16 protein-coding genes are annotated in these 20,651 nt (G+C 43.8%); 10 read left to right on the plus strand and 6 right to left on the minus strand.

Going from position 1 to position 20,651, the window contains the following annotated elements; translation table 11 throughout:
- Positions 1–2: 2 nt before the first annotated feature.
- Positions 3–3,227, minus strand: a complete 3,225-nt coding sequence (locus OH456_RS06160) for a molybdopterin cofactor-binding domain-containing protein (protein ID WP_240205249.1) — start codon at positions 3,225–3,227, stop codon at positions 3–5.
- Positions 3,228–3,752: 525 nt separating this feature from the next.
- Between OH456_RS06160 and OH456_RS06165 the strand changes: the two genes are divergently transcribed.
- Entirely contained in the window at positions 3,753–5,504 is a 1,752-nt protein-coding gene (locus OH456_RS06165) for a sigma 54-interacting transcriptional regulator (protein WP_006073555.1), read from the plus strand.
- 130 nt (positions 5,505–5,634) lie between these two features.
- On the plus strand, positions 5,635–6,678 hold the full coding sequence (gene selD, locus OH456_RS06170) for a selenide, water dikinase SelD (protein ID WP_006073557.1): 1,044 nt from the start codon (positions 5,635–5,637) through the stop codon (positions 6,676–6,678).
- A gap of 3 nt (positions 6,679–6,681) precedes the next feature.
- Here selD and OH456_RS06175 read toward each other — a convergent pair whose 3' ends face one another.
- The 4 genes from OH456_RS06175 to OH456_RS06190 all read right to left on the minus strand — a co-directional run bounded on the left by OH456_RS06175 (position 6,682) and on the right by OH456_RS06190 (position 10,596).
- Positions 6,682–7,551: a hypothetical protein gene (locus OH456_RS06175; RefSeq protein ID WP_270033050.1), complete on the minus strand. Its 870-nt coding sequence runs from the start codon at positions 7,549–7,551 to the stop codon at positions 6,682–6,684.
- Positions 7,544–8,194, minus strand: coding sequence for a DUF1007 family protein (locus tag OH456_RS06180; RefSeq protein WP_006073561.1), 651 nt, complete (start codon positions 8,192–8,194; stop codon positions 7,544–7,546). Before OH456_RS06180 ends, OH456_RS06175 begins: the two co-directional genes overlap by 8 nt.
- Entirely contained in the window at positions 8,187–9,485 is a 1,299-nt protein-coding gene (locus OH456_RS06185) for a peptidoglycan DD-metalloendopeptidase family protein (protein ID WP_270033051.1), read from the minus strand. The genes OH456_RS06180 and OH456_RS06185 overlap by 8 nt, the downstream gene beginning before the upstream one ends.
- A 184-nt stretch (positions 9,486–9,669) precedes the next feature.
- Positions 9,670–10,596: an aldo/keto reductase gene (locus OH456_RS06190; protein WP_124941979.1), complete on the minus strand. Its 927-nt coding sequence runs from the start codon at positions 10,594–10,596 to the stop codon at positions 9,670–9,672.
- A 96-nt stretch (positions 10,597–10,692) separates the two neighbouring features.
- Between OH456_RS06190 and OH456_RS06195 the strand changes: the two genes are divergently transcribed.
- From OH456_RS06195 to OH456_RS06210, 4 genes are all read left to right on the plus strand, one after another.
- Complete coding sequence (locus OH456_RS06195) at positions 10,693–11,091, plus strand: DNA-binding protein (protein WP_088878304.1); 399 nt, start codon at positions 10,693–10,695, stop codon at positions 11,089–11,091.
- A 343-nt stretch (positions 11,092–11,434) separates the two neighbouring features.
- On the plus strand, positions 11,435–12,667 hold the full coding sequence (locus OH456_RS06200) for a porin (RefSeq protein WP_124941978.1): 1,233 nt from the start codon (positions 11,435–11,437) through the stop codon (positions 12,665–12,667).
- A 411-nt stretch (positions 12,668–13,078) separates the two neighbouring features.
- Positions 13,079–14,278, plus strand: coding sequence for a porin (locus OH456_RS06205; protein ID WP_270033052.1), 1,200 nt, complete (start codon positions 13,079–13,081; stop codon positions 14,276–14,278).
- A 165-nt stretch (positions 14,279–14,443) separates the two neighbouring features.
- Positions 14,444–15,340 (plus strand): hypothetical protein, encoded by an 897-nt coding sequence (locus OH456_RS06210; protein WP_124941976.1) that lies wholly within the window; start codon positions 14,444–14,446, stop codon positions 15,338–15,340.
- 47 nt (positions 15,341–15,387) lie between these two features.
- Here OH456_RS06210 and OH456_RS06215 read toward each other — a convergent pair whose 3' ends face one another.
- On the minus strand, positions 15,388–16,269 hold the full coding sequence (locus tag OH456_RS06215) for a LysR substrate-binding domain-containing protein (protein WP_124941975.1): 882 nt from the start codon (positions 16,267–16,269) through the stop codon (positions 15,388–15,390).
- A 93-nt stretch (positions 16,270–16,362) separates the two neighbouring features.
- Here OH456_RS06215 and OH456_RS06220 point away from each other — a divergent pair, with 93 nt between their 5' ends.
- The 4 genes from OH456_RS06220 to OH456_RS06235 all read left to right on the plus strand — a co-directional run bounded on the left by OH456_RS06220 (position 16,363) and on the right by OH456_RS06235 (position 20,651).
- The gene (locus OH456_RS06220; protein ID WP_006070438.1) at positions 16,363–17,244 is read left to right on the plus strand and encodes a DMT family transporter; all 882 of its coding nucleotides are present in this window, start codon (positions 16,363–16,365) and stop codon (positions 17,242–17,244) included.
- Between the two features lie 91 nt (positions 17,245–17,335).
- Complete coding sequence (locus OH456_RS06225) at positions 17,336–18,346, plus strand: ABC transporter substrate-binding protein (RefSeq protein ID WP_006070439.1); 1,011 nt, start codon at positions 17,336–17,338, stop codon at positions 18,344–18,346.
- A gap of 167 nt (positions 18,347–18,513) precedes the next feature.
- Positions 18,514–19,407, plus strand: a complete 894-nt coding sequence (locus tag OH456_RS06230; protein WP_006070440.1) for an ABC transporter permease — start codon at positions 18,514–18,516, stop codon at positions 19,405–19,407.
- Positions 19,407–20,651: a quaternary amine ABC transporter ATP-binding protein gene (locus OH456_RS06235; protein ID WP_062459154.1), complete on the plus strand. Its 1,245-nt coding sequence runs from the start codon at positions 19,407–19,409 to the stop codon at positions 20,649–20,651. The genes OH456_RS06230 and OH456_RS06235 overlap by 1 nt, the downstream gene beginning before the upstream one ends.

Genomic DNA, 20,651 nt, shown 5'->3' on the forward strand with positions numbered 1-20,651 from the left:
TCCTATGCTAACGACTGGTCATCTGACAGTTTGGTTTGGATTTCCGACATAAGCTCTCGGAACATGTTCAGATAAACAGGCTGTTTGTATGCAGCTGACCAACGTCCACCAATTTCTGTTTCGATAATGTCTGATAGCACGCTGATAGCACGGCCAATAACCTGCTCGTCTAACGTGGTTTCACACAACACTTCTTCTACTTGATACAAGCGTCGTGGATAGCTAAATAGCGCGCCATCAACAAGACGACACTCTTTGACTATGCCCTGTTCGACATTCATCAAACAGCTCAAGCTCAAACGCGTGATGTTCAGTGCATTACGACGTCCTAGTTGAACGTACTCGGTTAGCTCAAATGGTTTATCTGGAATCGTAAGAATGATCTTAGTCAGTAGCTCATCTGGTTGAATGTCCGTGCGATAACCGCCTTTAAGAAGCTCAGCTATAGGTAAGCGTCTCACTTGTTTTTCAGACGCTAGCTCAATTTCTGCCTTGTAAGCGATCAACGGAGGAATTGAGTCGGCACATGGTGCTGCATTGGCGATGTTGCCGCCTAATGTTGCACGGTTTCTGATTTGTGTTGAACCTATGGTTTTGCATGCAGTTGCTAATAATGGGAAGTGGTGACGTACTTCTTCGTGCTCCACGACATCAGTGATGCATGCACCACCACCAATCACTATGCTGTTACCTTCGTGAGTGATAGTTTTTAGCTCTTTGAGGCCCGTGATATCGAGTAGTGGTGCTGCGGTTTCTTGCAAACGATGCTGAACAAGCACATCGGTACCACCCGCTAAGATAGTCATTGAACCTTGCTGCATTAACGACAACGCCTCACCCAAGGTTTCAGGTCGAGTCACATTGAGATCGCACAAGCGGTTCACTTGATGATGGTTGTCGCCGCTGCATAAGAGTTCACTTTGACGCACTGGTTTTTTAAGGTTGTAGCCTAAATACACTTGCTCCAGTGTCAGTGGTAACGTTCTGTGACGTTTTTTGGTGGCAAACGCAACAGCATTAACGATGGCAGCAGCGGCGAGCTCTGCGGCAGGTTCACCAATACTTTTCGCGCCGTAAGGGCCTGCTGGGTCAGGATTTTCTATCGCGTGGATATTGAGGTTGGGAATATCTTTAATAGTGGGCATTAAGTAGGTATCGAAGTTATCGGATTTCACTTCGCTCTGTTCGATATTGTAGTCTTCTAAAATACCGAATCCGATACCTTGAGCGATACCACCCGCTACTTGACCTTCAAAACCGACAGGGTTAATGACTTTACCTACATCGTGTACTGCGGTTACCCCAAGTACATCTACTTTACCTGTCGAGGTATCTACTTTTACTTCTGCAACTTGGCAGCCGTAAACCCAAGTAAAATATGGCGAGCCAGTACCTTTCTCCTCATCCCAATGAATCGGAGGTGGATCGAACCAACCGTAGGCCGCAAGGTTAATCCCTTGCTGACGACAACGTGAAATCGCCTCTTGCAGTGGCACTTGAATATCAGACTGTAAGTTCGATTTAATCTGACCGTTGCGCCATGTGGTATCTTCAATTCGCGTGACTTTGAGGTCGGATTTTATGGTATCAAACAAACGAGCTCGGATGGTTTCTGCGCCGAGTTTCACCGCATTACCGCCCGTCATTGTGGCGCGAGATGCAACGGTAGGTCCGCCGTCAGCGATTAGGCTGGTTGGCGACTCTGAGAAACGTACCATATCCAAAGGCACACCTAACACTTCGCCCGCTATCATTGCCATGGTAGTTTGCAGGCCTTGTCCGTTCTCGCACACACCGGTTGAGATATTTAGACTGCTGTCTGCATTTAACGATAATAACGCGGTGGAGTTATCCGCACCTTCCGCTCCTAAAGAGCAGCCCCGATAACTAAGTGCTAAACCAATACCATATTTGATGGGCGAATTGACGTTGTTCTTGGCGTTCATTTCCGCCATACGCTCATAGAACTGAGATTTTTCCGCTGCGGTTTTCAATACTTCTGATGCTGAAACCGTATGCTGATCAAAACATTGTCCTGTCATGCTCAAAGAGCCTTGTTTCAGAACATTGCGTTCACGCACCGTAATTGGGTCGATATCGCATGTTAGTGCTATCTCATCCATCAAGGATTCGTGAGCGAAGATAATCTGAGGAGAACCAAAACCACGCATTGCGCCCGATACGCTGTTGTTGGTGTAAACCCCTGTCACGTCTACTCGAACATGGTCAATATCGTACGGACCCGCGGCTTGAACTGAAGATCGCCAAGTTACAAACGGCGTACAAGTCGCGTAAGCACCAGCATCCGCGATAATGTTGATTTTAATTCCTTCAATTTTACCCTCACGCGATACGCCTACTTTGTAGCGCATAGTGTATGGATGACGCTTGGTACTTTCGATAAGTGACTGCTCTCTGTTATAGGAGAACTTGACTGCGCGTTTAGTAAGGTAAGTAGATAGCGCCGCACGACAAGCAAGATGATCAATGGTGTCATCTTTACCACCAAACGAACCACCAAGCACAGAACGCTTCACGTTGATTGTTGCTTGCGGAATACCAAGGAAACCGGCGACAAAGCTTCTTACTCTATGAGGGTTTTGAATTGAACCAACGATAGTCAACTCGTTATTATTGGGGTCGAGATAAGTGGTTATTGATTCTGGCTCAATATAGCCATGTTCTTGATAGTGCGTTTGATAGGTGTGTTCGATAACCACATCGGCCTTCGCAATTGCCTTATCTGCATCACCTTTAACGGTGTGGTGAGTGTTAACGACATTAGAATCTTTATCCGGATGAATCAGTCTTGCATCACTTTCTAACGCTGACTCTGGATCAGTAACGGGCTGAAATGGTTCATATTCGACTCGGATCTTTTCACTTGCTTCACAAGCAGTCTCATAACTGTCTGCAATAACGAGTGCAATAACATCACCACTAAAACGTACCCATTCCTGACATATAGGGTAAAAGTCTCGAATGATCACCCCAACTTTGGGGTCTCCCGGAATATCGTCATAAGTAATGATTCGTTCGACTCCAGGGACTTTCATTGCGTCCGAGGTATCTAAAGAAAGAATTCTACCCGCAGGTATATCTGTGTAACGGCAAACTCCGTGAAGAGAACCCGATATGTGAACATCGTCGCCGTAAACTGCCGTACCTTCTACTTTGGCTCGTCCATCTACTCGAGGCATTCTGCTGCCTAAGCCAGCTTCATTCATAATAACTCCCTCTTGGTTGAATGAGGTGTGCATCACGATTCGCGGCACGCCCACGAAATAGAGCAGTAAAGCAGGCGTGCCGGAAAGCTAGATCAAAGCATTTATCAAGCCATTAATTTCATAAAGTCAGTCGTCAGCATAAATATTCTTGTTAAAAATGAACTACCTAAAAAACTGTGATGGAGATTTTATTTATCGGATGATATAAAGGCGATATATATCTTAGCTATAAAATACTCGAATCTAAGTTAATTTATTTATAAACCTGAAAATTGCAGATTATCATTGTGAGACTATCAATTTGATAGCCTCGCAGGCTGATAGACTCATTTCGGAAAATTCTCTTTTTCTGACATCAAATGGGAATAATGCTTATTTATTCAAAAGTGCGTATTGATAAATATGTGACCCAGATACCAAAGCTCTGAAAATTGACAGGCGTGTACATTTGTCTCTGACCTAAATCAAACTCATAAGGAGTAATTAAAAATAGAATGTCATTCTCTTAATAACGATTAAAACATTATGCCTGAAACTAAGAACGCTTCCGAACTCATGGCTATACAGCCAACCATCATCCGATTCACCCAGATGCTATCTACCGTTCTAAAGGTGGATGCTGAAGTGGTTGACGCGGATTTGGTCCGTATCGCGGGAACAGGCCCCTATAGCCAATTTTTTGGAAAAAAACTCAACGCCAGCTCACGACTTTTCAGATACATTATTGAAACAAAAGAAGAAAAAACACTCATCAAGTCTCAAGCCGATCCGCTCTGTGCCGAATGCACAACTAAGGATGCGTGCCGAGAAACTGCCTTCCTAGGTGTTCCTATTCTTCTTGAAGATCGTTGTATTGGCGTAATGAGCCTTGTCGCTTTTACAGAAGAATCTCAACAGACTATTAAAGACAACGCGAAGCTTTTTTCCGACTACATTAAACATACCGCGCAACTTGTTGTGGCAAAAGTCACAGAAAACCAAACACCGAATAAAGGCCTTGAAGATGTCTTTATTAACTTAATAGACAATATGGACCAAGGAGTTTTAGTTCTTGATGAAAATAACTACGTTAAATATGGCAATCAACCTGCCCTAGCTAACCTGAATATTACTATTCAAGAACTGCCAGAAAAGAAAATAAATATTAGACCCCTATCACAATGTCGTGGTAGTAATGATCACCAACAGCAACATATTGTTTCTATTGGTCGTCGAGAAGAATTATTAGTGGGGCAATTTTATAATTGTCGAACTCATAAACTATTCTTAATGTCATTCTACCAACCACATAACCCTGTCCTACCTTACGAGACCAACGCCGTATTTGCCGAAGTCATCGGTGAAAGTGCAAAAATGCAAAAGCTGAAAGGACTCATGTCGCGCATTTCTAAGAGCCCATCGAGTGTTCTTATTAATGGTGAAAGTGGTACAGGTAAAGAAGTCATCGCCAACGCTGTTCATAAGCTCAGCGGACGAGCACAAAACCCGTTTATTGCTATCAACTGTGCAGCGATCCCGGATCAGCTACTGGAAAGTGAACTATTTGGTTATACCAAGGGCGCCTTTACCGGTGCGTCCAGTAAAGGCCGAGTCGGTTTAATCCAAGCCGCAAACAATGGCACACTTTTCCTAGACGAAATCGGCGATATGTCGATGCAGTTACAAGCGAAACTGCTTCGTGTACTAGAAGCGCGCGAAGTCATGCCAATTGGCTCTAACAAAGCCACTCCAGTGGACATTCGAATCATTTCTGCGACCAACCGAAACTTCGCCGAGATGATTGCTACTAACAAGTTCCGTGAAGACCTTTACTACCGACTTAACGTTATTCCTTTGCAACTACCTGCATTGCGTGAGCGCGAAGGTGACGTACCTCTGTTGGTTAATCACTTTATGGACATACATACCCAAAAACTGGGTACCAATTACCCAGGTATGTCTGAAGAAGCCATGAGCTGTTTAACCAGTTACCATTGGCCGGGCAACGTTCGTGAATTGAGTAATTTAGTAGAGTATCTGATTAATATCGTACCGGAAGGCGAACAGATTGATGTTGACCTTCTCCCCCCTCACTTTGAAGCACATCAACCCGAGCCCAAACCTAGCCCTATTCAGGATTCAGGAATGAGCTTAGAAGACATGGAACGAGTCAGAATTGAAGAAGCAATTGGCCGACTAGGAAACCGCAAATTAGTTGCGGAAGAACTAGGCATAGGAATTGCTACTCTTTATCGAAAACTCAAAAAATATGGTCTGAACGAGAAGTGCTATAGCTAACTATTTTCGACAATCTCTTGTTGAACGCTCTCAATAGCTAAAATGGGGCGCTGTAATAACCAAGTCTGCACTTGGTTATTGCCTCATTGATGCTTCTCTCCCTAATTCACTTACGTACGGAGTTGTTGCTATGGAAAATATCGCGCTTACCCAATACAGTCATGGTGCCGGTTGTGGCTGTAAACTGTCACCAAAAGTCCTTAACCAAATTCTTGCCTCCTACACACCTACGCCAAGCAGTGATCAATTAATCGTTGGCAACCTTAGCCGTGATGATGCCGCGGTTTATCATATTGGCGATGGACACTGCGTTATCAGTACCACCGACTTTTTCATGCCAATCGTTGACGACCCGTTTGATTTTGGCCGTATTGCTGCCACTAACGCTATTAGCGACATCTATGCGATGGGTGGGAAACCTATTATGGCGCTAGCGATTTTAGGCTGGCCTATCGACAAATTGGCCCCAGAGATTGCAGGAAAAGTTATAGAGGGAGCACGCAGCGTCTGCCAAAAAGCAGGTATTGAGCTTGCGGGCGGCCATTCCATTGACTCCCCAGAGCCGATATTTGGCTTGGCCGTAACCGGAACTGGCAAGTTAGATCAAATCAAACAGAATTCAAAAGCCACCGCAGACTGTGACCTCTTTCTAACCAAACCTCTAGGTATCGGTTTATTAACCAGTGCTGAGAAGAAAAAGCAGCTTAAACCAGAACATAAAGGACTAGCAGTGAAATGGATGTGTGAGTCCAACGTGATTGGTCAGCAGCTTGCTGAGTTTTCACAAGTAAAAGCTATCACAGATGTAACGGGGTTTGGCTTACTTGGCCACCTTACTGAAGTCTGTAATGGTTCCAATCTAGATGCCCATATCGATTTACCTGCGATACCTCTGCTACCTGGCGTTGAGGAATATATTGAGTTAGGCACCATACCTGGAGGCACTCACAGAAACTATGACTCAGTCAAACATATGCTGGGTGAAATAAGCGACTTTGACAAAGCCATCTTATGCGATCCACAAACTTCTGGTGGCCTGCTTCTCGCAGTAGAAAAGAGCGGCGTAAACGATATGCTGAACTTCTGCAGAAGTTGTGGTGTTACGGCAACAAGAATTGGGTCACTGACTCAGCCAGCCAATAGTCAGCAACCACAAATTAAAATAGAACGTTAATAGTCACAAGATGGGAGACATTTGTACTGCACTTGTCTCCCAAAACAACCAGCCGACCATGATATAAAAGCTTGAAATAGCGAAAACCGCGACATAACCCCACATCCATTGTTTCTCTTGGTTTTTATGTCGACGATGAAGTAAAGATTCCAGTTTAAACCAAGCGCTTTGACCGAATACGACCACTAAGCTTAATGATAGAAAGCTACCGAAAAAGCTCGCCAGCATCAAACCTAACGACAACTGCCAGCCAAACCAAAGCATACTGAAAAGCCCTATCAATGCCGAGCTGCTGCAAGGTCGCAATCCATATAATATAACGTTTGAGAAATTCCATGTCGCCACGGTACTGACTTCAGGTTCGTGTGGCCGTTTTTGTTTGATACAACCTTTAATCAAATAAACGACGCCAAGCACCACCATACCAGCGCCAACAAACTGATTGATGGATGCAACCCAGCCTATGGAAGCCCGATACCCAATAGATAAGAACTGGTTGGCAAGCAAAACAATGGAGATCGTCACTGCTGCTTGCAACATATTGATAAGTAGGCTTAACCAAACTAGTTTCCATCGGCTTAAGGTTGAGCTTGTTGCGAGCAACATCACCGCACTTTTGCCATGCCCCGGCCCCAAAGAATGAGTAAAACCATAAGCAAAAGTACACAGTGCAGTAACAATGAGTGCCTGCCAGTCGCCAGAGTCAACCAGATCCAAGTAGTCAGATAGCTGTTCTAGTAGCGATCGCTGTATCGAAACAAACACCCATCTAAGGGAGTCAATGTTCTCGATCACACCCATAATCACGGCGACAAAAACGGCCAATATTAGTGCCAGCGTTAAAGCTTGAATCCAACGGTTCAAGTTATTCACAATGTATGCTCACTTTCTGACTAAAATGAGCACCAAGGTCGTCATCCCCTTGTTCATCAATGCCTAATGAGTTCGCGTAATCAAGGATTTCTTGAGACGGATTTGGGGTTTCAAGGGTAGTCTTGCATTTGCCACTTACGTCTGGACTAAGCGTAACGGTCGACGGGTCTTTCCAAGAAATATCGATGAAGTAGGTATTATCGTAAACCTGAACATCCAGCTCCTGAGTCGATACATCGATAGCGCGAGATAACGGCAATGTAAAAGTCAGTACCATACGTCGTCCTCGCTTAGTTAATGCGTAGACCTCTGGCAAACGAAACTTAAGCGGTTCGCCATCAACATACAAATAGGTAAAGTAATGTGTATTCAAAAGATTCGACATCAACCTTACCGCTTCTTTATGCGCTTTTTCTTCGCTATCAAACACTGAAAAATCGCCGTCTAGCGCATAGGCGCTGGTGAAAGGATCAAACACCCATTCCATGCTGATGCTATCCACCAGTGTCCCTTTGCCATTGATCGTTAACTGGTTACCTATCCACGAATGTGGGTGTGCGTTGACGTTGGTCGCCAACGTCAACAAAACCACAAAGAATACTCCCTGCCAGTTGAAAGCTCTCAATGCGAACCGATTAAACATGGCGTTTTTCTTGAACCGCCGGAATATCGCCTTCGTTACCAACAAGTTGGTCAAATTCCGAAATTCGCGCAATAAACGCAGGCTTATCCTTCGGTGGTATCGACGTTGCCATCGGCAAGTTAGCTGTAATTGGATCAACTGCACGATTTCGTACTAGCACTTCAAAGTGTAAATGGGGCCCCGTTAAGCGCCCAGTTGCTCCAGATAAAGCCACTGTCTGACCACGCTTAACATGGTCACCTCGTTTAACAAGAATACGCTGCAAATGTAAGTATCGTGTTTTGTAGACACTGTTATGCTCAATAACTAAATACTTGCCCGCATAAGGGTGGTTGCGCACGGCAATTACCTTACCATCACCAGTCGAATGAACGGGTGTGCCGACAGGCGCTGCAAAGTCAGTACCGTTATGTGGTGAAATACGCCCAGTAACAGGATGGATGCGTCGTGGATTAAATGGTGAGGTAATTCTTCTGAACGGTTTCGCAACGGGGTAGCGGTCAAAGGCTTGCTCTAAACTGTTACCTTCACGATCATAGAAACGACCATCTTCAGCCAAGAACGCAGCGACTTCTTTTCCTCTAATCGTAATCGAGATACCTTGTACTTCGGTATTACCTGTTAAGTGGTTACGCAGGTATTGCTCATTGACCAGAATGTTAAAGGTATCACCCGCTCTAAAATCTTTGGCGAAGTTTATTTTGTCTCTTAGGACTCGGGTAATGTTGGCGATCTGTGTGATCGTTAACCCTGCTTTATGGGCAGAGCTCGAAAAGCTGCCAATTACTTCTCCAGAGAAGAGATGTGTCTTCCACTCACCCTGTTCTTCAATAAATTCATAGCTGTAGCTGCCATCTTCCAAGCGTTTGTATACAGCCCTTTCCACTAAGCTTTCATGATAGGTTAATTGCTTGAGCTGGTTAGTGTTTCGATCTATCACCATTTCTAGGTGGTCGCCAGGCTTAATAGTATCGAGTTTCAGAGAGTCTAAATCGGCCTCTAGTAGACTTTGCAGAGTGTTATACGACAAGTCCCAGGCATTAAAAATGGTGCTTAACGAGTCACCAACTTTAACGATGTAATGGACTTTAGCAAGGTTAGGCTTTTTTGCTTGCAGCGATGTCGTTGGGGTTGAAGCGCTAATTTCAGGGTTATCGAGCGTAGACTTGTATGGTGTAATTTTAATAGTTACAGGTTCAGGTTGAGGCTGTTCTTGTTCAAGTGAGAGGTACGCTGCGAGGGAAAATGAGACAGCAGCGATAGCAAACAAGACGTATCGTGGAGACTTCATAGGATAACAATAACTAAAACACAATTGTTATGTTATAACATCACTCTCGCTAATAATAAACACTGTTTATGTCAGAATATGTATCACAGTAAGCACTACTCACCAAGTCAGCGATTGTTAGAAAAAAACCTTGCTATGAATCACAGCAAGGTCCTCGTCATTTAATAAGGGCGACTTAATGTGTCTATGGCACACCGTGACCTTTTGCTGCAACCCAAACTCTGAACCATTGTTCACGAGTAAGTTCTATTTCTAGAGAAGCAACGGCTGCTTTAACTCGTTCAATTTTGCCTGAACCAATGATAGGTAAAGGATTCGAAGGAAGACGCTTAACCCACGCATAAATCACCTGATCGATGCTGGCCGCCCCTACTTCGTTGCGAATTGCCTCAAGTTCTGCTCGGACTCGCTTCGCTTGTTCCGATTTGCCGTTGAAGATTTCTCCACCAGCAAGTGTTGACCATGCCATTGGCAACACACGAAGTTGTTGCAATTGATCTAGCGTACCGTCATGAGCCACTTCAAAATTAAGCGGGTTAATTTCTACTTGGTTAGTCACTAGTGGCTTGCTCAAACGCGATTGCAGCAATTCAAACTGGCGTGGCGAGAAGTTTGAAACGCCGAAGTGTTTGACCTTACCAATCTTGTATAGTTCATTAAACGCATCAGCAACTTCATCAGCATCCATTAAAACGTCTGGACGGTGAATTAACAGTACATCTAACTCGTTTACGCCCAAGCGTTGTAACGAGTTATCTACTGACTCATAAATATGTTTTGCACTGGTATCGTAATGGTTGATCTTACGATCCGGGTATTTATCTGAGCACAGTTTGATGTCGCATTTTGAGACGATTTGAATCTGTTCACGGACTGAGCTATCTAGTGCTAACGCCTCACCAAACAAACGTTCGCACTCATAGTTACCGTAGATATCAGCATGATCAACAGTAGTAACACCGAGTTCAATATGCTGTTTAAGGAAGGTCAGACGTTGTTGCGGTGTCATTCCCCAATCGGCTAATCGCCAATACCCCTGAACCAGTTCTGAAAACTCTGGTCCATTTGGCGCCATTGTCACTTTCGAAACAGCTGTAACATTCGAAACCATTGGTTATCTCCTTATTTAAGTCTGCCAACATCCTATGCTTGTTTTACCTAGCTCTCAACGGGTAAACTTCGAAAAAACGAACTAGAGTACGAAGTTGTGAGCTTTGCAGACAGACTACAAGAATTGATTGGACAAGAGAGTGTTAGCGGATTTGCTCGACGTGTCGAACTATCAGAAGCACTCATTCGCAAATACTTAAAAGGTAGTGAACCAAGCTTAGCAAAAGCTAACCAAATCGCCATGAAAGCCAACTGTTCACTCGAATGGTTAGCAACAGGATGCGGATACCTGTACCGCCAGGCCGAAGTTGTTGATATGGAAGCCTACCAACTGGCCTACGATGCCGTTAACGGCACTCGGCTGGCTGAAAAGGACATTTTCGAGCATCGTAAGCTCATCACTGCTTATCAATATTTACGCGCGACCAAAAAGCCAGATGGATATTTGGACCAATCAGGCATGAAACGACTGCTGACTTCGCTTGCTGAGTTATGAATACACTCAAAAATCCCTCAACTTTATTACCGAAATACCACTAAGAGTAATATTTTATTAACAACCATTCGTTTTATAAAAAGTACAACCCTCCTTCTATTTGCCTAGTTCATACATGAGCAATCATCGGTCCTATAAATGTGACCGAGGTTAAACACACGTTTGAAAAAAATATCTTACACTAAATATAAATAACGTATTTATTAATAAAGTAGGAAACCATCAACAAAGATTAATTAATCTGCTCCAAACTATGTCCCCTAATAGTGGTATTCAAAAATAGATTTATTTTTGAATGGGGATTGTTTTATCCAAAAAACGGAAATTATAAAAAGGAATAACTATGAAAAGTCTATTCAAACTTTCTACATTAGCTGTAAGTGTATTTGCTGCCTCTCAAGTTAGCGCTATCGAATTATATAATAACGAAGGCACTGAACTTACTATGTATGGTGCGATTGCTGCACAAGTGAGTAAGTATGATTATGATAAATCAACACCAATGGGGTCAGATGATGCCTATGGCCTTAACGGTGACTCTACATTTATCGAAGATCCAGGGTCATATGTTGGATTTGATATCAGTCATACACAAGGAAAGTTTAAAGGTATAGCCAAAATAGCGTTTGATGTTAACTTCGGGACTCAAACAGACGTTAATGGATATGGAGATAGTTTAGAGGCACTTACCGCAAGACAAATTTACGCTGGCTTCGGCCACGAGGACTTTGGTACCGTGACTATTGGTCGCCAAGAAAGTCCATATATGAAAACGGACAAAGGCTACTACTCTTACTGGGCTGGCGGTCTCAATATGATGCAGTCTGACGAGCTGGGTAGTCGTCGCTCTCCGAATACCGTCGTTTGGCAAAATGATTTCGATAATTTGTACGTAGGATTGCAATATCAAGCGCGACGTGATGTGGAGCAAATCGCATTCGGTAACGGGTTAAACTTTGGTTCCTTTATCGTAGGTGGCTCGATCGACGCGAATGGCTTAACTCGTTCAAAAATAAAAATAAAAGATGGGTTCGGTGGTGCTTTAGCGTATACGTTTGACTTCGGAACATACGTGTCTGCTGCTTATAACCAAGCAAATGATATCAGCGGGAATTTTATCGATATCTTAGGCAGCGCCACCGGTACAGCAGACAATGCCGAAGTGAAGCAATATGCGTTAGCTGCTGAGCATCACTTTATGGATGGGGCAATTTCTGTCTCTGGACGATATGAGCATTTCGAAGCAAAAGATGGTAGTAGCAGCCCGATCTTCGACAGTAAAACTGACAACTTCGGATTAGGTGCTAACTTCTACTTTACGGAATCAATGCGAATCTACGGAAGTTATGAATATGCTAAAGAAAACAATAACCTGACAGGTAAAACGCAATCTGAAGCAAATATATACAATATTGGCTTTGGTTGGGCGCCAGTCGCTTGGGGTGAAGTGTATCTAGAAAGTTACTACGATGACGTACAGCTTAACGACAGTATTAACTATGAGACTGGCGCTGCTCCAGCTGACACAGAATCAAAAGGCGCTCACTTCTTCCTCGGCGCAGCTGTTTTCTTCTAAATAGTGACTAAAATGTGACCTACTTAATGCCTCCTTCTCTGGAGGCATTTTTACATTCCAACCACATTTCACCCTTGATATTTCAACATACCTAAATCAGCGACAGATTTCTTTACTCCCCTCAACCCTAATCCATTCATTAATTCTATAAGTAAGAGTCATTACCATAGTCTAATTAATTACATAAAAAATTATAAAACTATAAGTTGTGATTTGTACCATGAATAACTCCACACCATTTAATTAAACTCCGGTCAGCCAACAAATTAATGCAGAGGGACATAATAACCTAAACAAAAACATAACAAATTCAAACATAACAAATATAGAAAAGATAATTAAATACTATGACATGCTAGCGTTTAAAACGTAGGCAAAGACTTTTGCAACCTAATTATAAGCTTAAGAAACATGACTAAACTGAACCCTATTTTCCTAGCACTTTTGGCAACTTTTTCTTCCAATGCAATAGAGCTTTACAACGACGAAGGTACCGAACTATCAATTTACGGGGCGATAGCCGCGCAGCTTAGCCGTTATGATTACAACTCAGCTAGCGCCATGGGTAACGCCAATGGCTACAACTACAATAGCGATGTTATCCACGTAGAAGATCCTGGCTCATATTTGGGCTTCGATATCTCTCACACCCATGGGCACTTTAAAGCCCTCGTAAAACTGGAATGGGACGTTAACTTTGGTACTCAATCAGATACATCGGACATTGCATTACAGCAACGCCAAACCTATGTTGGCTTCGGCCATGATATTTACGGACAAGTAACTATTGGCCGCCAAGAAAGCCCTTACATGAAAACAGACAAGGGCTATTACGCATATTGGGCTGGTGGCTTAAATATGATGCAGTCTGATGAGCTGGGTAGCAGACGAACCAAGAATACTGTTGTGTGGTCAAAAGAGTCAGAGAATTACTATGTTGGACTGCAATATCAAGCCAGTCGTAATGAGGACCAAATCTCGTTTGGTAATGGCCTTAACTTTGGCTCCGTATATGCGCCTGTTGAGACGCGCCCTACTATCACCATAGATAATGGCTTTGGTGTCGCTGCAACCTATACTTTTGATTTCGGTACTTACCTAGCGGCGGCATATAACCAAGCCAATCATATTAATGGCGAGTTTATCGACTTACTTGGTATCCCGGACCCAAGTGCCAGCCTGACCGCAACGGATGCAACCATTGAGCAGTATGCCATTGCTTTTGAACATCATTTTGCTGAGGGATTACTCTCTGTCTCCGGACGCTACGAACGATTTATGTCTGAAGATGGCGCAACCAATCCAGCGTTCAAAGGCACCACGGATAATGTTGGTCTTGGTGCAAACCTATATGTCACCGAAAATATCCGTCTCTATGGCAGTTATGAATGGGCGTTAGATAAAGATGACTTGGCTAACAAGACCAATACTAAAGTGGCGATGATTAATTTAGGTGCAGCTTGGGCTCCTGTTCCGTGGGGAGAAATCTATGTTGAGGGTTACAGAGACGATGTCACACTCAACGACACGTTAAATTGGAATACGAATCAACCGACCGACTATCGGGGTTCATCCAATCATTTCTTCTTAGGCGCGGCAGTGTTGTTTTAAAAACGAGGGATAAACAAAGTGGAGCAGCTTAGCCTCTGCTCCACAACGTAACACAATTCGGACCACCATCATTTATTGGTGGTCTTTCGAGTAAGATCACAACAACCTGCTATTATTTTACATAGAGTTATATTGAGCAAATAATAGACAACAAGGAAGGTAGGTATGTACGATCTAAAGAAAGAGTATGACCAGTTTGGCCCCTGGTTGATCGAAATAAAATCGCAAGAAGACATTCCACCCCAGTTCTCAGAACAGCAGCATTTCTTTGAAGACGCGGTATACAGCTTTAAGATTCCTGTGCATCAAGAACGTAGAAATATGAAGCCAGGCATGTTGCTTTATCCCGAAGTTGTCATCATTCAACAAGATTTCATCATGCATTTGAAGATTGATGGTGAGCGGATTCAAGCCGAGAAAATGTGGTACACCGATGTGTTGTTCCTCACTCATGGCGGTGATTTGCTCGACAACTACATTGGCCTTCAATCGATTCAAGGCGAGATGATCATCAAATACAACCTCGTATCTCAAGACGTTGCCAGCCATGTGATAAAACTATTGCGTGAAATTGTCTCTCCGAGAACCAGTTACCCTATTTCTACAGAACTAAATGACGCGAGTTTGTTGGACAAAGTGACCTACAGTTTCTATTGTGGCACCGAAAAGCTATTAGAGCCGCTGCACATACTGGCTTACCAAAGCGAAATGATGCTCACAGAGAGAAAACGCACGAGCATCATGGATCTTTACCATAATTTCGTGCAATACAAACTGTTACGCTCAATGATTATGACAGATGGCGTTGATTTGATTATCGCTAACCAAGGTAAACACATTATCGATGTTAAAGATGCCAACTATAAATTCGGTCACACCTTTATTCGAATAGGCTTGATTGAAAACGTATCGCTAGAACCTCACCCTCACTTCCCTGAGCTAAACTCGCTCATTATTAAAGTAGGATTATGCGAGTTTACTTTAGCGGTCGATAAAGCCTTCTCTATCAATAAAGTCAATGAGCTACTTCTTGCCACTAAGCAAGTGAAAGAGCCAGCCTAATGCGTTAAATACGCTAAGCGTTCTTCCTAATTGAACTAGGGAGAACGCTAACTACACTGCTGTTGTAGCCAACTAGCCAGTTTCTTGATTTCCGGCTGTCGGGCACGACTCTTCTTGTAAACGAAATAAAAATTGTCGCCCGTTTCTAATCCATGTGAAGGGATCACGACCAAATCTTGTAAGTCTCGCTCAGTCATCATGTAACCATTAGCGAAGGTGATTCCTTGGTCATACTTCGCCGCTTCTACGGCCAACAACATATGGCTGAAGTGCTGCATATCAAGGTCTTTTGGCATGGTTATACCGCCTGCTTGACACCATTTTAGCCAGTCTTTACCTCTTTCTCTGAATACAGAATCCGTCGACAAGATGGGATAGTTCCACAACGCCTCAGGAAGGTTTTTTCCATCTATCTCTTTCCAGATTTTATGGCTACAAACTGGGTAAAGAACCTCGTTGTATAAAGGCTCGGCAACAAAATTCCTTCGAGGTTTCTCTACAGTAATAAAGCAATCACCTATGTTATCTGATAACTCGGGATCTTCCGCTACCATGTTTAGTGTCAGCTCGATTTCAGGATATAGGCGCTTAAAATCAGACAACCTTGGAATCAACCACTTTACGGCTAACGAACTGTATAGCGCCAAACGTATCGTGCCACGCTCCCCTTCTCTAATTCTCTGGCTGGCCTTCGCAATAGACGCAACGGCAGGGCTAATCTCTTCCAAATAGCTTTCACCAATTTGAGAAAGTGACAGCTTTCTCCCTTGTCTAATAAATAGCACTTCGCCTAAATACTCTTCCAATAAACGAATCTGATGACTGATGGCACTTTGGGTCACATTGAGCTCTTCAGCGGCAAGTGAAAAGCTGAGGTTTCTTGCTACAGATTCAAAACAATGGACGGCACGTAACGGAGGAAGTTTCATTATCTAAATATCTCATACTAAGTGAATATTTATCATTTCACTTCATCCTAGGTCATCTCGTATGCTCTCGTAAAGAGGAAGAGGAGGATAAACATGAAACCAATGACCGTCGGCGTAGCGATGCTTTTGCTCGTATTTGGTAATCAAATTGCTATTTTGTCAGACGCACTAATTAAAAGTGTGGGTAATGACGTCGCTGTTTTTCAGTTCGTCTTCTTCCGTCAGTTGTCAGCGGTTCTGATCTTGTTGCCTTTTTTCCTATTTAGTAAACCAAAAAACATCACTGAAGGTTTGAAGTGGCATGCTCTGCGAGCACACGTTTGGTTGTTTGGCGCCATATTCATGGTTTACGCCATTTCATCAATGCCATTGGCAACAGCCAATGCTATTTTCTACGCAGCACCGCTGATGATGTTACCTTTGGCTGGCCTGTTTTTTGGTGAGAAACTCTCGCGCCAAACTATCGCGGCAGCGATTATGGGTTTTGCCGGTGTGTTAGTCATTATCAGACCTGACCAAGTCGATTTTGCCGCCTTATCGGCCTTGGTGGTTGCGCTTACTATTGCGGTAAACAATCTATTAATTCGCAAACTGCCCAAACAGCAATCGGTCGTACACACGTTACTCATAACTAATCTTGTTGGAATGCCAGTCTCGTTATGTTTGGCATACATGGAAGGTCAATCTTGGGATTGGAGTTCGTTCCCTGTGGCCGCCGCATCAAGCACCTTTATTTTGATTTATGCGGCGACGTGTGTGTTAACCTATCGTTCTGTAGATAGCAACAAAATTGCCAGCGCAGAATACAGCGGTTTGATTGGCGCAGTGGCAGTGGGCTTACTGTGGTTCGGTGAAGTTCCCGATATCTTTATGGCAATTGGTACCTTGATGATCGTCGTTCCTATTGTCTGGTTAACCAAACATGAGAAGAAACGCAAACGAATGCATAAAGAGACCGCGATTGTTGAAAGCTAGGTCACAGCAATGTGAACAGTTTGTGAATGCAATTTGTAATATTTTTTCCATTTCATATACTTAATAGCGAACTCTGAAATGGAAAATCACTATGAAACACTTAACTAGGACGTTATTGTTCTCATCTCTTTTAGCTACATCAAGTCTTCAAACAGCCTCTGCAAACGAGTGTGGTACTGTCACTATCGCTGACATGAACTGGAATTCAGCCACACTCATCGCCAACATCGATAAATTTATTCTGGAACATGGTTTCGACTGTGATGCAGAACTTGTTCCCGGCGATACCATGCCAACAGGCGCATCGATGATTTCAAAAGGACAACCTGATATCGCACCTGAGTTCTGGAGTAACTCTATGCGTGAAGCCTTAGATCTCGGTGTTAAGGAAGGTCAGATTCAATACGCCGGAACTACGCTTACCGATGGCGGTGAAGAAGGCTTCTGGGTTCCTGAATACATGGTTAAACAAGATCCTACTCTCGCAACGATCGAAGGCGTACTTGCCAACGCGAAGAAATTCACTCACCCAGAAGACCCAAGTAAGTCAGCATTTTATACTTGCCCAGCAGGTTGGAACTGCCAAATTTCTGCTGGTAACTTATTTAATGCACTAGGTATGGAACAAGCGGGATTTGAACTAGTCGACCCAGGTTCAGGTGCAGGTCTTTCCGGCTCGATTGCGAAAGCCTATGAACGTGAAGAAGCGTGGTTTGGTTATTACTGGGCACCGACTGCGGTTCTTGGTAAATACAAAATGGTCAAAGTAGACTTTGGCAGCGGTGTCGACGAGACCATGTTTAAAGACTGTATTACCCAAGAAGAATGTCTTGATCCTAAACCTACGATGTACCCACCTTCAGCTGTTGAGACGGTTGTTACCGATAGCTTTGCGAAGAAGTCACCAGAAGCGATGGCGTATTTCAAGCAGCGTGAATTCACCAATGCTCAAATGAATGGCCTACTTGCTTGGATGGAAGACGAGCAAGCAGATGGTGAATATGCCGTTGAGCACTTTATGAAGGAATACAAAGATACGTGGGCAGCATGGCTGTCACCTGACGTAGCCGCAAAAGTACAAAAAGCGGTTGATTCACTGTAAAAGAAATAAAGCTCTAGAAGGATTGCCTCTTCGGATTTAGAGGCAAATTAGAGTCAGAGATTGATCCAATACTCGCCGTGATGGCATTGGTTGGCGTCAATCACACTAAAAGAAGATCCCTAAGTTAGGGATCTTCTTAAATGGCAGAAGTAATCAAGGAGTAACAGATGTCTAATGCCAGTTGGTTGAGTGAAATACCTCAGCTCGATAGAAAACAACTACTCGATATTCGTAAAACCCTCGACGGCGCATATCGCGACTTCTCTCGCGAATATGGCGACGCCATCGAATCCATCTTTGACCCTCTCTTAAGTTTTTTAATCTGGTTTGAAAAGCTGCTTCTTTCTAGCCCTTGGTGGCTCATCCTCGGTATTTTGGTCGGCCTAGCCTACTTAGCCAGTCGCTCATGGAAGCTTAGTGCTTCTGTTGGTATTGCATTCTTTCTAATCGGCTTCTTCGGAATGTGGGACAATACCATGCGAACCATGAGTATTATTCTCGTCTCCACCTTTGTCGCCATCGCGCTCGGAATACCTACCGGTATAATTATGGCTCAGTCTAAGAAAGCACGAGCCGTGATCACTCCGATACTCGATATTATGCAAACCATGCCAGCGTTTGTTTATTTGATACCCGTGGTCATGCTACTTGGCATTGGTAAAATTCCGGGCGTTATTGCCGTCGTCATTTATGCCATTCCACCAGTGATTCGACTGACAGATCTTGGCATTCGCTTAGTAGACAAAGAAGTTCTTGAAGCTGCTACTGCGTACGGCGCAAGTCCGATGCAGCGCCTGTTTGGCGTGCAAGTTCCATTGGCAATGCCAAATATTATGGCAGGTATCAACCAAACCATTATGATGGCGCTCGCCATGGTAGTTATCGCCTCTATGATTGGGGTTAAAGGATTGGGTCAACCTGTGCTTAAGTCTATTACCAACCAATACTTCACTTTAGGTCTTTTAAATGGTCTAGCGATCGTTGCACTTGCTATCATCTTCGACCGCGTTTCCCAAAGCTACGCTAAGCGTACCCAAGCTCACTTAGGAGGAAGAGAATAATGACTCAACCTCAACCAATTATTCAAATTAAAAACCTCTATAAGATCTTTGGTCCTAAAGATAAGTCATACTTACAAGCTGTCAAGGACGGTGAGACCAAAGATGAGCTACTAGCCCGTACTGGCCATACTCTCGGACTTCAAGACATCAACCTTGATGTCTACCCTGGCGAAATTTTCGTCGTTATGGGACTTTCCGGCTCGGGTAAATCCACTTTGATTCGTCACTTTAACCGCCTTATCGACCCTTCTGAAGGTGAGATTATCGTTGATGGTTCTGACGTGATGAAACTATCCGATAAAGACTTGCGAGATTTCCGCCGCCATAAGATGTCGATGGTATTTCAACGTTTTGGATTACTTCCGCATAAGTCAGTCATCGACAACGTAGCGTATGGGTTACAGATTCAAGGCTTAAGCAAAACAGATCGCTTAGCCAAGGCAAAAGAATGGATTAAGACCGTTGGCTTAGAAGGCTATGAAGAACAATACCCTAGCCAACTTTCAGGAGGACAACAACAACGTGTTGGCCTTGCTCGCGCCCTTTGTACCGATGCCGATATCCTTTTAATGGATGAAGCATTCTCAGCACTCGATCCGTTAATCCGCAGCGAAATGCAGGACCAGCTGATCGAACTTCAGGAAAAACTGCACAAGACCATTATCTTTATCACTCACGATTTGGATGAAGCACTGCGCTTAGGTGATCGCATCGCAATCCTTCGCGATGGCGTGGTTGTTCAACAAGACAAACCTGTCGATATACTGCTAAACCCAGCAGACGACTATGTTGAAGCCTTTGTTAAAGACGTTAATCGTGCGCGTGCATTAACCGTAGAGACAGTGATGCAACCTCCTATTTCGCGCATTACTGCCGAAACTCTTGGTGAAGCACTGACACAAATGCGTCGTTCAAAACACGATTATGGTTACGTTGTCACTGATGAAGGATACCAAGGAGTCATTACCCAAGAAGCGTTGGAGCAAGTTGAGCGCTCTGATTACCATAAGGAAATTCCTGATGAGATGTTGGATGATGTTCCCGCGGTGAAAAGCGATGCTTTGTTGGAGGAAGTGATTCCAGAAACGCTGGATAACGATCACCCTCTTCCGGTTGTCGATGACAACGGTGACCTTCAAGGCCACCTATCTAAGTCAACGCTTGCTGATGTGCTAAGTGATAACACCAGCGAAAACGAAATCTCGGAAGAGGAGACGTCTGAGCCAAAAAAGGGCGCAGCCTAA

It is taken from the genome of Vibrio sp. La 4.2.2 (assembly GCF_027586995.1).
Taxonomy (GTDB): domain Bacteria; phylum Pseudomonadota; class Gammaproteobacteria; order Enterobacterales; family Vibrionaceae; genus Vibrio; species Vibrio mediterranei.